This is a genomic window from Streptomyces rhizosphaerihabitans, from assembly GCF_025399795.1.
Taxonomy (GTDB): domain Bacteria; phylum Actinomycetota; class Actinomycetes; order Streptomycetales; family Streptomycetaceae; genus Streptomyces; species Streptomyces rhizosphaerihabitans.
Window position 1 is genome coordinate 1 of record NZ_JAODTZ010000015.1, and the last position, 14,699, is coordinate 14,699.

At 69.6% G+C, this 14,699-nt stretch carries 10 protein-coding genes and 1 tRNA gene; 6 read left to right on the forward strand and 5 right to left on the reverse strand.

The window, feature by feature from the left end:
• Positions 1-1,827, forward strand: a 1,827-nt coding sequence (gene pepN / locus N4G66_RS17020) for an aminopeptidase N (RefSeq protein WP_261704962.1), incomplete at its 5' end; no start/stop codon positions are given.
• Between the two features lie 90 nt (positions 1,828-1,917).
• Here the strand turns inward: pepN and N4G66_RS17025 are convergent.
• On the reverse strand, positions 1,918-2,424 hold the full coding sequence (locus N4G66_RS17025; protein ID WP_261704963.1) for a hypothetical protein: 507 nt from the start codon (positions 2,422-2,424) through the stop codon (positions 1,918-1,920).
• 215 nt (positions 2,425-2,639) lie between these two features.
• A tRNA-Leu gene (locus tag N4G66_RS17030) sits at positions 2,640-2,724 on the reverse strand.
• Between the two features lie 142 nt (positions 2,725-2,866).
• Here N4G66_RS17030 and N4G66_RS17035 point away from each other — a divergent pair.
• Positions 2,867-4,198 carry a DUF2254 domain-containing protein gene (locus N4G66_RS17035; protein ID WP_261704964.1) on the forward strand — a complete coding sequence of 444 codons (1,332 nt, stop codon included), beginning with the start codon at positions 2,867-2,869 and terminating at the stop codon, positions 4,196-4,198.
• A gap of 165 nt (positions 4,199-4,363) precedes the next feature.
• Here the strand turns inward: N4G66_RS17035 and N4G66_RS17040 are convergent, their stop codons facing one another.
• The 3 genes from N4G66_RS17040 to sucC all read right to left on the reverse strand — a co-directional run bounded on the left by N4G66_RS17040 (position 4,364) and on the right by sucC (position 8,189).
• The gene (locus tag N4G66_RS17040) at positions 4,364-5,962 is read right to left on the reverse strand and encodes an aldehyde dehydrogenase family protein (RefSeq protein ID WP_261704965.1); all 1,599 of its coding nucleotides are present in this window, start codon (positions 5,960-5,962) and stop codon (positions 4,364-4,366) included.
• A gap of 143 nt (positions 5,963-6,105) precedes the next feature.
• Positions 6,106-7,047: a succinate--CoA ligase subunit alpha gene (gene sucD, locus N4G66_RS17045; protein ID WP_261704966.1), complete on the reverse strand. Its 942-nt coding sequence runs from the start codon at positions 7,045-7,047 to the stop codon at positions 6,106-6,108.
• Between the two features lie 11 nt (positions 7,048-7,058).
• Positions 7,059-8,189 (reverse strand): ADP-forming succinate--CoA ligase subunit beta, encoded by a 1,131-nt coding sequence (gene sucC / locus N4G66_RS17050; RefSeq protein WP_261704967.1) that lies wholly within the window; start codon positions 8,187-8,189, stop codon positions 7,059-7,061.
• A gap of 166 nt (positions 8,190-8,355) precedes the next feature.
• On the opposite strand from sucC, the gene frc reads away from it, so the two are divergent.
• The 4 genes from frc (at position 8,356) to N4G66_RS17070 (ending at position 14,655) form a co-directional block, all read left to right on the forward strand.
• On the forward strand, positions 8,356-9,588 hold the full coding sequence (frc, locus tag N4G66_RS17055) for a formyl-CoA transferase (RefSeq protein WP_261704968.1): 1,233 nt from the start codon (positions 8,356-8,358) through the stop codon (positions 9,586-9,588).
• A 1-nt stretch (position 9,589) separates the two neighbouring features.
• Positions 9,590-11,737 (forward strand): acetate--CoA ligase family protein, encoded by a 2,148-nt coding sequence (locus tag N4G66_RS17060; protein WP_261704969.1) that lies wholly within the window; start codon positions 9,590-9,592, stop codon positions 11,735-11,737.
• Between the two features lie 123 nt (positions 11,738-11,860).
• Positions 11,861-13,249 carry an OFA family MFS transporter gene (locus N4G66_RS17065; RefSeq protein WP_261704970.1) on the forward strand — a complete coding sequence of 463 codons (1,389 nt, stop codon included), beginning with the start codon at positions 11,861-11,863 and terminating at the stop codon, positions 13,247-13,249.
• Entirely contained in the window at positions 13,249-14,655 is a 1,407-nt protein-coding gene (locus N4G66_RS17070) for an OFA family MFS transporter (RefSeq protein WP_261704971.1), read from the forward strand. Before N4G66_RS17065 ends, N4G66_RS17070 begins: the two co-directional genes overlap by 1 nt.
• Positions 14,656-14,699 lie beyond the last annotated feature (44 nt).

Below are 14,699 nucleotides of genomic sequence, written 5' to 3' on the forward strand. Positions count from 1 at the left end.
AAGAAGTACGACCAGCTGTTCGTGCCCGAGTTCAACGCGGGCGCGATGGAGAACGCCGGGGCCGTCACCATCCGCGACCAGTACGTCTTCCGCTCGAAGGCCACGGACGCCGAATACGAGATGCTCGCCAGGGGACTCCTGCACGAGCTGGCCCACATGTGGTTCGGCGACCTCGTGACCATGGAGTGGTGGAACGACCTCTGGCTGAACGAGTCGTTCGCGACGTACACCTCCATCGCCTGCCAGGCGTACGCCCCCGAGAGCCGGTGGCCGCACTCCTGGACCACCTTCGCCAACTCGATGAAGACGTGGGCGTACCGGCAGGACCAGCTCCCGTCCACGCACCCGATCATGGCCGAGATCCGCGACCTCGACGACGTGCTCGTCAACTTCGACGGCATCACGTACGCGAAGGGCGCGAGCGTACTGAAGCAGCTCGTCGCGTACGTCGGCACGGACGAGTTCTTCAGCGGCGTCCAGGCCTACTTCAAGGCGCACGCGTACGGGAACACGCGGCTCAGCGATCTGCTGGATGCGCTGGAGGAGACCTCCGGCCGTGACCTGAAGGACTGGTCCAAGAAGTGGCTGCAAACCGCGGGCATCAACATCCTGCGTCCGGAGATCGAGACCGATGCGAACGGTGTCATCACCTCCTTCGCCATCCGCCAGGAGGCCCCGGCCCTGCCCGCCGGCGCCCAGGGCGAGCCAACCCTGCGTCCGCACAGGATCGCGATCGGCCTGTACGACCTCGATGAGGACAGCGGCAAGCTACTGCGCAACGAGCGCGTGGAACTGGACGTGGACGGCGAACTGACCGCCGTGCCCGAGCTGTTGGGCAAGCTCCGCCCAGCCGTCATTCTGCTCAACGACGACGACCTGTCGTACGCGAAGGTCCGCCTCGACGAGCAGTCACTGGCCCTCGTGATCGAGCACCTGGGCGACTTCGAGTCCTCACTCCCGCGCGCGCTGTGCTGGTCCATCGCCTGGGACATGACGCGCGATGGCGAGTTCGCCACTCGCGACTACCTGGCACTGGTCCTCTCCAACGTCGGGAAGGAGACGGACATCGACGTCGTTCAGTCCCTGCAACACCAGGTCAAGCTCGCCCTCGACTGCTACGCCGCCCCCACCTGGCGCGAGACGGGTCTGGCGCGATGGAGCGAGTTCGCTCTGGCGCAGCTGCGTGCCGCAGAGCCTGCCGACGACCACCAGCTGGCGTGGACCCGGGCGTTTGCAGCCACGTCCCGCACGCCGGAGCAACTCGACCTGCTGCAGGCGCTGCTCGACGGCTCGCAGACCGTCGACGGCCTGGCCGTCGACGCCGAGCTGCGCTGGGCCCTGCTGCAACGTCTCGCGGCGACTGGACGCGCGGGTGAGGACGAGATCGCGGAGGAGCTGAAACGCGACGCAACAGCGGCGGGTGAGCGCCACGCGGCGATGGCGCGGGCGGCAAGGCCGACGGCGGAGGCGAAAGCCGATGCATGGGAGCGTGTCGTCGAGAAGGGCGAGCTGGCGAACGCTGTTCAGGAGGCAATCATCAGTGGCTTCGTCCAGCCCGACCAAGGGCAGCTGCTCGCCCCCTACACAGAGAAGTACTTCGCGGCCCTCAAGGACATCTACCTGAGCCGCAGCCACGAGATCGGGCAGCAGACCATCGTCGGACTCTACCCGCGCATGCAAGTCTCGCAGGAGACACTGGGCGCGACGGACGCGTGGCTGGCGTCGGCTCGGCCGAACGCGAAGCTGCGCCGTATGGTCACAGAGCTCCGCGCCGACCTGGAGCGAGCCCTTCGAGCGCAGAGGGCGGACGACGGGGTCCAATACTGATCCGCCGATGTCAGGGCTGCGAAGATCCCAATATTGCCGCCCCTGACCTGGGCGACGGACAGTGAAGCTGCGCCATCTTGAAGTGGCTGGTCAGGGTACGGGGTGTGATGTCGTTTCGGGGTGCTCGTGCTGGTCGTGGGCGGCAGTCCGGGGTGTGTCGTCGCGGGTGCCGCTCCTACGCTCCGGCCCGTGATGGATCCCGAGGTGTTGGAGCGGATCGCCCCGCGGCGTGCGGAGCTGGACGGACTCGAAGAGCAGCTGGTCGAGCAGCTGTCGGAGGTACGAGCCGAGCGCGATGAGCCGGCCGTGGCCGAGCGGGTGCGGCAGCGGATGGGCGAGCAGCTCTCCGACGAGCGCACGGAGGCCGGGTCTCCGGTGGTCCAGGTGGCAGGTCGGGCGGTGCGGCTGGTCCCGGACCGTGGGCCGGGGGTGGCTGAGTCCGTACTGCCGACGGAGTACCAGCGCGTCCTGACCGTGGTGCGGCAGGCCGCCAGCCCGGTCTCCACCCGGCAGATCGGCGAGGCGCTGGGCTTGGACACCGGGGTACGGGGCAAGTTGGAGCCGTTGCGCGGGAAGCTCACGAAGCGACGCCGGCAACGTGGCTCTCGGACACGAGACCCGGCTGCGCTGGAACCAGCGGGAGGCCTGGATCCGGTCCAGCGGCACCGCGCACCAGCCACTGATCGACGCCGAACCACAGGACAAGGCCGACGTCTACCAGGACCTCGGTCTCCGGCTCACCTACGAGCCAGGAAAACAGCTTGTGCGGGCCGAGGCTCAGCTCGACCCGCACAAGTTGGAGATACGGTCTGTGTCCGAGGGGGGACTTGAACCCCCACGCCCGATAAAGGGCACTAGCACCTCAAGCTAGCGCGTCTGCCATTCCGCCACCCGGACTAGGTGTCTGCCGCCCGGCCGGGGGTGTTCCCCGCGGCGACATGGACAACAATACCAAGGTTTCAGAGTGCCTTTCACCTGCATATCCGGGCCCTCGGAGCGGGTCCGCAGGACAAGGTAGGGGTGCGCCTACAGTCGCACCATGGGTGACTGGATGACTACCGGGGGTTTGCGGGAAGGGCGGCGGCCGAGGGCGCTGTCACCGTTGCGGGAGCATCTGCGCGACACGTTCTGGTTCGCGCCCACCGCGGCCATGGTGCTGGTCTTCGTGGTGTGGGCGGTGGCGAACGCGCTCGACACCGCGATCGTCGACTCGCTGCAGAAGGCGCGCGACTACGACACCCTCGACGATCTGCTGCGTCTGGCCGACGACGCGAAGGCCGTGGTGACGGTGGTCAGCTCGGCGATGATGACGTTCATCGGTGTGGTCTTCAGCATCTCGCTGGTCGCCGTCCAGATGGCGAGCGGGCAGTTCAGTCCCCGCGTGGTGCGGATCTTCGTGCGGAGCCGGATCACCAAGGCCACGTTCGCCGTCTTCCTCGCGACCTTTCTGCTGTCGCTCCTCGTGCTGACCTCGTACGAGGGGCAGGCCGAAGCGCGGTATGTGACCTCGGTCCCCCTCGTCCAGTCGGTTCTGACGCTCCTGATGCTGGGGCTCAGCCTCCTGCTCTTCGTGCTGTACGTGAACCAGACCCTGCGTCTCATGCGCATCAGCCATGTCATCGACCGCATCACCCGCGAGGCGTTCAAGGTGATCACACGGATGCCGGTGGCCCGCTCGTCCGGCGAGGAGAACGCCCTCGGGCCCGAGACCGCCCGGGTCGCCCACCACGGGCGGGCCGGCGTCCTGCGGGACGTGAACATCGCCCGGCTGGTGAAGGCGGCCCGGCAGCAGGATGTCGTCCTGCGGCTGATCCCGCGGATGGGGGACTTCGTCGTACCGGGCACTCCGCTGCTCGCCGTGCACGGAGGTTCAGCGCCCACGGGGCGGTCGCTGAGCTACACCGTGTCCGTCGGGGTGGAGCGCACCTTCCACCAGGACTTCGCCTTCGGGCTGCGGCAGCTCTCCGACATCGGGCTGCGCGCCCTGTCGGCCGCGGTGAACGACCCGACCACGGCCGTGCAGGCGATCGACCGCATCGTGCAGTTCCTGACCGCCGTCGCCGGTCGGCCACTGGACACGGCCCTCTATCGCGACCGGCGGGGGAACGTGCGGCTGGTACAGCCCGTGCCGGGCTGGACGGAGCTGGTCGATCTCGGGTTCGCCGAGATCCGGGCCTGCGCGATCGGCAGCCCGCAGGTCACCCGGCGCATCATCGCCGGGCTCGACGATCTGGCCGTGATCGCTCCCGCGGACCGCCGCGAGCCACTGCTCCGGCACCGCGCGCTGCTCATCGAGGCGGTGGAGCGATCAGGCCTGGAAGCGTCGGACCGCGCCTTCGCGCTGCGGCCCGACCGGCAGGGCATCGGGTAGCCGACACCCCCCGGCCGCACGCCGCCCGGCAGGGCGGCGCCCGGTCACGGGCGGCGCCTCACGCTCACCTCACGGGTTTCGGGACACTCACCGAGCTCACCGTGCCCACCGCGCAGGTCTCGCGACACCCATCGGGCTCACCGGGCAGGGCTCGCCTCACCGCGCTCACGGCATCAAGTGGTAGTCCGGGAAGTTCCCCGGCAACCGCTCCCCCGCCGGGCCCTGGGTCACCGCGCGTACCAGCAGTTCTCCGCCGACGAACGCGCCGCGCCATGACGCGCCGAAGCCGCCGAAGAGTTCGTCGCGGTCGCCCCGGGAGCGGGGCTTTCCGTGGCCGGTCTTGAACGCGCGGATCTGCGGGGCCAGTCGGGTGTACGTCGCCTCGTCGTCCGTGGACAGCGTGGCGACCAGCGCGCCGTTCGACGCGTTCATCGCCGCGAGCAGTTCGGCCTCGGTGTCGACCAGGACGATGGTGTCGACCGGGCCGAACGGTTCCGCGTGGTGCAGCGGTGAGGAGGGGGGCGGGTTGAGGAGGGTGACGGGCCGGACGTACGCCGACGTGTCCTGGCCGGGCAGGAAGCGGGTGTCGGACAGCCTGCCGCGGTGCAGCGGGACGGCGCCCCGGTCGATGGCCTCGGCGACCTGGTCGTGCAGTTCCTTGGCCTTGGCCGCGTTGATGACCGGGCCGAAGTCCAGTGAGGGGCAGGGGTCGTCGGGGTTCTCGACGGCGAGGGGGTGGCCGGTCCGCAGGGTGCGGACGGCGGGCAGGTACGCGGTGAGGAAGTCGTCGAACAGAGCGCGCTGGACGACGAAGCGCGGGTAGGCCGTGCAGCGCTGCTTGCCGTAGTCGAAGAGCTTGGGGACGATTGCCGTCAGCGCGTCCCAGTCGGTGTAGTTCCAGACGCCCCAGGTGTTGAGTCCCTCCTGTTCGAGGACATGGCGCTTGCCGAGGTCGGCGACGGCGGTGGCCACCGCGGCGCCGGTGTCCCGGCCGCCGACGAAGGAGACGCAGCCGATCTCGGGCGCGCGCACGAGCGCCTCCGACAGCTCACCCCCGGAGCCGCTGACCAGGGTGACGGGGATGCCTTCGCGCGCGGCGAGCGCGCAGGCCAGGGTGAGGCAGGCGACGCCGCCGTCGGTCGGGGTCTTGGCGATGACGGCGTTGCCCGCCAGGGCCTGGACCAGCATCGCGTGGACGAGCACGCTCATCGGGTAGTTCCAGCTGGCGATGTTGGAGACGGGTCCGTCGAGCGGGGCCCGGCCCTCGACCATGGGCTCGATGCCGTCGACGTACCAGCGCACACCGTCGATCGCCCGGTCCACGTCGGCCTGGGCCAGCCGCCAGGGCTTGCCGATCTCCCAGACCAGCAGGAGGGCGAGCAGTTCACGGTGTTCGGTGAGGGCGTCGAGGGTCGCCGCCACGCGGGCCCGGCGTTCCGCGAGAGGCACATGACGCCAGGCCCGGTGCTGTTCGAGCGAGGCGCGGACGGCCTGCCGGGCGGTGGCGCCGTCGAGCCGTGGCGGTCCCGCGATGGGACTGCCGTCGACGGGGCTGGCGGCGGGCAGTGCCCGGCCGTCCGCCTGCCAGCCGGAGTTCCAGAGGTTGAGGACCCGGTCGTCGCGGAAAGCCTCGGGGGCGACGGCGAGGCACCGCCGCCAGGCGTCGGTCCAGGACGTCCCAGACTTGAGGACGAGAGGGGTGGGGGCGAGGGGGGTGGGATCGAGGGGATCGCGTTCGCGAGGGTCGGTGTCGAGGGTTGTCATGGATGTCTCCGCTCTCGGTGCACAGTCGGGGGCGGGGGGCCCGGCTTCTGCCGAGCGGCAGGTCGTACGGGCCCGCGCGAACAGTCGTCGCGTACGTAAGGGGACGGTAGTGAGGCCGTACGGCTTCCGGCAGTCACCTCACGTCAACTATGAGTGACATCACTCCGGGTCGCAGGCTCGCCCAGCCGGGCCAGGACCAGCCGTGCCGTCTCGGTCGGGGTGCCGCCCACCTGCACCCCGACCGACTCCAGGGCCTTCTTCTTGGCCTGGGCGGTGCCCGAGGAGCCGGTGACGATGGCACCGGCGTGTCCCATGGTGCGGCCCTCGGGGGCGGTGAATCCGGCGATGTAGCCGACGACCGGCTTGGTGATGTGATCGCGGATGTACGCGGCGGCCCGTTCCTCCGCGTCGCCGCCGATCTCCCCGATGAGAACGATCAGCTCGGTGTCGGGGTCGTCCTGGAAGGCCGCCAGGCAGTCGATGTGGGAGGTGCCGACGACGGGGTCCCCGCCGATGCCCACACAGGTCGAGAAGCCGGTGTCCCGCAGTTCGTGCATGAGCTGGTAGGTGAGGGTGCCGGACTTGGAGACCAGACCGACGCGTCCGGGCTCGGTGATGTCGGCGGGGATGATGCCCGCGCTGGACTGTCCGGGGGTGATGAGCCCGGGACAGTTGGGTCCGATGACGCGGGTGCCCCTGGTGGCGGCATGCGCGCAGAAGGCGACGGAGTCGTGGACGGGGATGCCCTCGGTGATGACGACGGCGAGACCGATCCCGGCGTCGGCGGCCTCCAGCACGGCCGCGCGGGCGAAGGCGGGCGGTACGAACACGACGCTCACGTCCGCGCCGGTCGCCTCGATTCCCTCGCACACCGACCCGAACACGGGGACGCTTCTGGGGGCGCTGCCCAGGCCCTCGGGGTGCCGGGGGACGTCGAACTCGACGGTCCGGCCCGCCTTGCGCGGGTTGACGCCGCCTACGACGTTCGTGCCGGCCGCGAGCATGCGCCGGGTGTGTCTCATGCCCTCGACGCCGGTCATGCCCTGGACGAGGACCTTGGAATCCTTGGTCAGAAAGACGGCCATGTCCCGCTCCTTCAGGTGGTGTCGGCCAGTCGGGCGGCGAGGCGGGCGGCTTCGTCCATGGTGGTGGCCTGGTGCACCAAGGGGTGCGCGCGGTCGCCGAGGACGGCGCGGCCCCGTGCCGCGTTGTTGCCGTCGAGCCGGACGACCAGCGGCTTGGTCGCCCGTACGGTGTCCAGGGCCCGAACGATGCCGTCGGCGACCGTGTCGCAGGCGGTGATCCCGCCGAAGACGTTGACGAGGACGGACCTGACGTCCGGGTCGGAGAGGACGACGGAGAGGCCGTCGGACATGATCCGGGCGGACGCCCCGCCGCCGATGTCGAGGAAGTTGGCGGGGCGGGCGCCGCAGCCGGCGACCACGTCGAGGGTCGCCATGACGAGTCCCGCGCCGTTGCCGATGACGCCGACCTCGCCGTCCAGCTTCACGTAGTCGATGCCCCTGGCCGCGGCCGCCGCCTCCAGCGGGTCGGTGTGCGGGTCCTCCTGCTCACCCCGACGCGCTTGGCGGAAGCGGGCGTTGTCGTCGAGGGTCACCTTGCCGTCGAGGGCCATGATCTGTCCCCGGGTGGTGCGGACGAGGGGGTTCACCTCGACGAGGACGGCGTCCTCGCCCGTCAGTACCTGCCAGAGCCGTATCAGGATGTCGGCGGTCCGCGGGGGCAGGCCGGCCGCCCGTACGATCTCGGTCGCCTTCGCCGAGGTGACGCCCTCCGCGGGGTCCACCGGGATGCGCGCCACCGCCTCCGGCCTGGTCGCGGCCACCTCCTCGATCTCGGTGCCGCCCTCGGCCGAGGCGATCGCGAGGAAACGTCCGGCGGCGCGGTCGAGGACGTACGAGACGTAGAACTCGCTCTCGATGTCGACGGGTTGGGCCAGCATCACCGCCCGGACCGGGTGGCCCTTGATGTCCGTGCCGAGGATCTGACGCGCTGTCCGCTCGGCGGCGGCGGGATCCTCGGCGAGCCGCACCCCGCCCGCCTTGCCGCGCCCACCGGTCCTGACCTGGGCTTTGACGACGACCCGGCCGCCGAGCCCGCGGGCGATCACCCGCGCCCGGCGGGGCGAGTCCGTGACCTCGGCGCGCGGCACCAAGATGCCGTACTCCTCGAAGAGTTGCCGCGCCTGGTGCTCGTACAGGTCCACGATTCGGCTCCTGTCCTGAAAGTGGTGCACGACCCCTGGACATCACCCATCGGATGCGGGATAACAATCTTCATACAGTATTCGTCGACTGTATGCAATATGCCGAACCTGGCCCACCGCCGGCTGTACCGGGGCGGCTCAAGGCAACGGACAAGTGAGGTGACCTGTGACGACCAAGGCTCTCGAAGGCATCCGCGTCCTGGACATGACGCACGTTCAGTCCGGTCCCTCGGCGACCCAGTTGATGGCATGGCTCGGCGCCGACGTGGTCAAACTGGAGGCGCCGTCCGGTGACATCACCCGCACCCAGCTGCGGGACATCCCGGACGCCGACTCCCTCTACTTCACCATGCTCAACAGCAACAAGCGCAGCATCACCCTCAACACCAAGACCGAGCGCGGCAAACAGCTCCTGACCGAGCTGATCCGCCGCTCCGACGTCATGGTGGAGAACTTCGGACCCGGCGCGATCGACCGCATGGGCTTCACCTGGGACCGCGTCCGCGAGATCAACCCGCGGATCGTCTACGCCTCCATCAAGGGCTTCGGGGACGGCCCCTACACCGACTTCAAGGCGTACGAGGTGGTCGCGCAGGCCATGGGCGGCTCCATGGCCACCACCGGATTCGAGGACGGTCCACCGATGGCCACCGGCGCCCAGATCGGTGACTCCGGCACCGGGATCCACGCCGTCGCCGCCATCCTCGCCGCACTCCTCCAGCGCACCCGCACCGGACGCGGCCAGCGCGTCAACGTCGCCATGCAGCACGCCGTCCTCAACCTCTGCCGGGTGAAGCTGCGCGACCAGCAGCGCCTCGCGCACGGGCCGCTCGCCGAGTATCCCAACGAGGACTTCGGCGACGAGGTCCCGCGTTCCGGCAACGCCTCCGGCGGCGGCCAGCCCGGCTGGGCCGTCAAGTGCGCGCCCGGTGGCCCCAACGACTACGTGTACGTCATCGTCCAGCCCACCGGCTGGAAGCCGATCACGCGGCTGATCGGCCGCCCCGAACTCGCCGAGGACGCCGAGTGGGCGACCCCGCAGGCCCGGCTGCCCAAGCTCGCCAAGATGTTCCAGCTCATCGAGGAATGGACCGGCACCCTGCCCAAGTGGGAGGTACTGGAGAAACTCAACGCCCAGAGCATCCCGTGCGGACCGATCCTGTCCACCAAGGAGATCATCGAGGACGCGTCGCTCGCCGCCAACGACATGGTGGTCGAGGTCGAGCACCCCGAGCGCGGCTCGTACGTCACCGTCGGCAGTCCGCTCAAACTCTCCGACTCCCCCGTCGACATCACCGCCTCCCCGCTGCTCGGTGAGCACAACGAGGAGATCTACATCGGCGAACTCGGCCTCGGCGACGAGGAATTGCGGCTGCTCAAGTCGGGCGGGGTGATCTGAGATGGCGGGGCAGGACCGGGTGGCGAGGGTGCGGGCGCTGCTCGACGGCGTCCGACGCGAGGGGCGCACCGCGCTGACGGCGCCCGAGGGCAAGCTGGTCGCCGACGCCTACGGGATCGCCGTGCCCGGCGAGGAGTTGGCCCGCGACGCGGACGAGGCGGTGGCCCACGCGGAACGCTTCGGCGGCCCGGTGGTGATGAAGATCGTCTCCCCCGACATCCTGCACAAGACCGACGCGGGCGGGGTGCTGGTCGGTGTCGAGGGGGCGGCGGACGTACGGGCCGCGTTCCGCAGCATCGTCGAGAACGCGCGGGCGTACGACGTCCGCGCCCGGATCGACGGCGTACAGGTGCAGGAACTGGTCCCGCCGGGACAGGAGGTCATCGTCGGCGCGGTGAGCGACCCGACGTTCGGGAAAGTCGTCGCCTTCGGACTCGGCGGGGTGCTCGTCGAGGTCCTCAAGGACGTCACCTTCCGTCTCGCGCCGGTGAACACCGACGAGGCGCTGTCGATGCTGGACTCGATCCGCTCGGCACAGATCCTGCGCGGGGTGCGCGGCGCGCTGCCGGTGCACAGGGCGGCCCTCGCCACGCAGATCCGCCGGGTCTCCGAACTCGTCACGGACTTCCCCGAGATCGCCGAGGTGGACCTCAACCCGGTGATCGCCTCCCCGGAGGGCGCGGTCGCGGCGGACATCCGCGTGATCCTCGGCGGGAGCCCTCCGGCCGAACGGCGCCGGTACACGCGGGCGGAGATCCTCGCCTCCATGGACCGGCTGATGCGGCCGAGGTCGATCGCCGTGATCGGCGCCTCCGACGTTCCGGGCAAGATCGGTCACGCGGTGCTGCGCAACCTCGTCGACGGGGGCTTCACGGGCGAGATCCATCCGGTGAACCCACGGGCCGACGACATCCAGGGCCGCAAGGCCTACGCGAGTGTGACGGACATCCCCGGAGAGGTGGACGTCGCGGTCTTCGCCGTTCCCGCCCGCGCGGTGGCCCTGGTCCTGGAGGAGGTGGGGCGCAAGAACATCCCCAACGCGGTCCTGATCCCCTCCGGGTTCGCGGAGACCGGCGAACACGGGCTCCAGGACGAGATCGTGGCCATCGGCGAGCGGTACGGCGTCAGGCTGCTGGGCCCGAACATCTACGGCTACTACTCGACCTGGCAGGACGTGTGCGCCACGTTCTGCACGCCGTACGACGTGAAGGGGGGTGTCGCGCTCACCTCGCAGTCCGGTGGCATCGGCATGGCCGTCCTGGGGTTCGCGCGGACGACGAAGACGGGTGTCTCGGCGATCGTCGGGCTCGGCAACAAGGCGGACCTGGACGAGGACGACCTGCTCACCTGGTTCGGCGAGGACCCGCACACGACGTGCATCGCGATGCACCTGGAGGACCTCAAGGACGGCCGCGCCTTCGTGGCGGCGGCCCGCGCCACGGTCCCGAGGAAGCCGGTCGTGGTGCTGAAGGCCGGCCGTACCGCCGCCGGCGCGCGGGCCGCGGGCTCGCACACCGGAGCGCTCGCGGGCGACGACGCCGTGTACGACGACATCCTGCGGCAGGCCGGTGTCATCAGGGCTCCCGGACTGAACGACATGCTGGAGTACGCGCGCGCCCTGCCGGTGCTGCCGGCTCCCCGGGGCGACAACGTCGTGATCATCACGGGCGCGGGCGGCAGCGGCGTGCTGCTGTCCGACGCGGTGACCGACAACGGGCTGTCCCTGATGGAGATCCCGCCGGACCTCGACGCCGCCTTCAGGAAGTTCATCCCGCCCTTCGGGGCCGCGGGCAACCCGGTGGACATCACGGGCGGCGAGCCGCCGTCGACGTACGAGGCGACGATCCGGCTCGCACTGGAGGACCCGCGCGTCCACGCGCTCGTCCTCGGCTACTGGCACACCGTGGTGACCCCTCCCATGGTCTTCGCCGAGCTCACCGCCCGGGTGGTGGCCGAATTCCGCGAACTCGGCGTCGAGAAGCCCGTGGTGGCGTCGCTCGCGGGCGACGTCGAGGTCGAGGAGGCCTGCCGGTACCTGTACGAGCGGGGGGTCGTGGCCTACCCGTACACGACCGAGATGCCGGTGGCCGTCCTCGGCGCGAAGTACCGCTGGGCGCGCGCGGCAGGACTGTTGGGGGGCCGTTCATGACATGAGTGTGCGCGGGGGCGGCCGACGGTGCGCGTCGGCCGCCCCCGGGACCCGTGAGCGCACGAAAGGCATTTGGCAGGGGGCGCTGACCAGATCTTTCGACGCAAGGGGTGCTCGATCGACATGACAACCACCGACTACTCGACTGCGGTCCCTCATCGAGAGGTGAGGGACCGCCACGGCCGCGTGTACCGGGTCGGCGAGACCGACATCGACATCATGGGCCGCAAACGCGCGTGGATGGTCTTCCTGCCCTGGGCGGGCATGCTGGGCATCAGCTCCGCCGAGTACGCGTTCACCTCGGCGGAGGACACACTCCACGAGGCACATCTGTGGAGCAGCGGACACATCTTCTGGCTGATGGGTGTCTGGATCTTCTTCCAGGCGGCCGTGGCCTTCCCGGCCGGGCAACTGCGCGAGAGCGGCAGGCTCCCGGCCCGTACGGCGATGCTGCTGGGCGCGCTCGGCACCCTGCTCGGCTATGTGTCCCTGGCGTTCGCGCCGCATGTGGCGGTCGCCTATCTCGGCTTCGGCATGTGCAGCGGCATCGGCGCGGGTCTCGTCTACGCGACCTGCGTGAACATGGTCGGCAAGTGGTACCCGGAGCGCAAGGGCGGCAAGACGGGCTTCGTCAACGGAGGTTTCGCCTACGGGTCCGTGCCCTTCGTGTTCCTGTTCACCTCGTACATGGACCTGGGCAACTACCGGGGCGTCCTGGTGGCCGTCGGCCTGCTCTGCTGCGCCCTGGTCGCAGTGGCCGGCTGGTTCTTCAAGGACCCGCCGAAGGGCTGGTGGCCGGCGGACGTGGACCCGCTGAAGGTGCCGGACGACCCGAAGATCCGGCGGGCGCTGGAGAAGAACCCGCCCGCGGTGAAGCAGTACACGCCCAGGGAGGCCGCGCGTACTCCCGTTCTGTGGATGATGTGGTTCTGTCTGCTGTGCACGGCCGGGATCAACATCTTCGGCATCGCCTTCCAGGTGCCGTTCGGCAAGGACATGGGCTTCGCGGGCGGGATCGTGGCCACGGCGATGTCCCTGAAGGCGATCGTCAACGGCACCGGGCGCGGGGTCATCGGCTGGATATCCGACCGGTTCGGACGGCGCCACACGCTCATCATCGTGTGTCTGGTGCTCGGCTCCGCCCAGTTCGGCGTCCTGGTCTCCGGCCAGATGGGCAGCATGCCGTTCTTCCTGTTCTGCTCCATGGTCTCCGGCTTCGGCGGCGGCGCGATCTTCCCGCTGTTCGCGGCCATGACAGCGGACTACTTCGGTGAGAACAACAACGCCTCCAACTACGGGATGGTCTACAGCTCGAAGCTGATCTCGGGCCTCGTGGGCTCCGGCATGGGCGCGGTCGTCGTCGGCGCGTGGGACTACCACGGCGCCTTCGTGCTCGCCGGGTCCGTCGGTCTGGCGTCGGCCGTACTGGCCCTGTTCCTCAAGGCACCGGGCCGGCCGCGGGCCCGCGGCATCGTTCCCAATCCGCACCCGCTCGGCGAGGAGATGGCCTGATGACAACGGAACCCATCGCGGAGAAGGACGCGCCGGACGGCCCCGGCGCCTCGGGGCACGCGTACCGGGAAGTCACGGACGCCCGGGGCCGTGTCTACCGGGTCGGCGAGACGGACCGGGACATCCTCGGTCACTCGCGGAAGTTCATGGTGTACCTGCCCTGGGCCGCCATGATGGCCATCAGTGTCTTCGAGTACGCGTACGGCTCGGCCGAGGACACCCTGTCCCACGCCCACGGCTGGACGCAGAGCAACACCTTCTGGATCCTGAGCATCTGGGTCTTCTTCCAGGCCGGCATAGCCTTCCCCGCCGGCTGGCTGCGGGAGAAGGGCATCCTGACGGCCCGCAAGGCCATGTACACGGGCTCGGTCATGTGCGCGGCCGGCTTCCTCGCCCTGTCGCATCTGAGCAATGTGCTGCTGGCGATCCTGGGCTTCGGGGTCATCGGCGGCGTCGGGTCCGGTCTGGTGTACGCGACCTGCATCAACATGGTCGGCAAGTGGTTCCCCGAGCGCCGTGGCGCGCGGACGGGATTCGTCAACGGCGGATTCGCGTACGGCTCCCTGCCGTTCATCTTCATCTTCAACTACGCGTTCGACACGGCCAATTACCACCGTGTGCTGGACCTCATCGGCTGCTACGTGATGATCGTGGTGCTGTCCGCCGCGTTCTTCTTCAAGGACCCGCCGAAGAACTGGTGGCCCGCGGACATCGACCCGCTGACGTACGGCGGTTCCGCGAAGGGGGCCGCGAGTCTCTCCAAGAACCCTCCCGCCGTGAAGCAGTTCACCCCCAAGGAGGCCATCAGGACCGGCATGCTCCCGCTCATGTGGATCGCGCTCGTGATGACCGCGGGTGTGTCGATCTTCGGGATCTCCTTCCAGGTCGACTACGCCAAGGAGGTCGGCTTCGGCCCGCTGGTGGCGGCGTCGTCGATGGGCGTGATGGCGGTCATCAACGGCGTCGGCCGGGGCGTGGTGGGCTGGCTGTCCGACACGTACGGCCGCAAGCAGACCCTGGTGTTCGTCATCGTGGTCCTCGGACTCGCGCAGTTCGGCGTGATCTGGGCCGGTGACATCCACAGCGAGGCGCTCTTCCTGTTCTTCGCCTTCCTCTCCGGGTTCGGCGGCGGGGCCTTCTACCCGATGTTCGCGGCCCTGACTCCGGACTACTTCGGGGAGAACTACAACGCCACCAACTACGGGCTGGTGTACAGCGGAAAGCTGATCAGCGGTCTGTTCGGCGGCGGGCTCGGCTCCATGGTCGTCGCCGCCTGGGGATACGACGGCGCGTACGCGCTGGCCGGCGGCATCTCCATGGCGGCGGCCGCGATCGCCCTGCTGCTGCGGCAGCCGGGGCGCAGCACGGCGGACACCTCGGCACCCCGGCCGCAACCGGTGGGCTGAGTACGGGCCACCCTTACGAGGGTGGCCCGTACCGGGCCTGTACG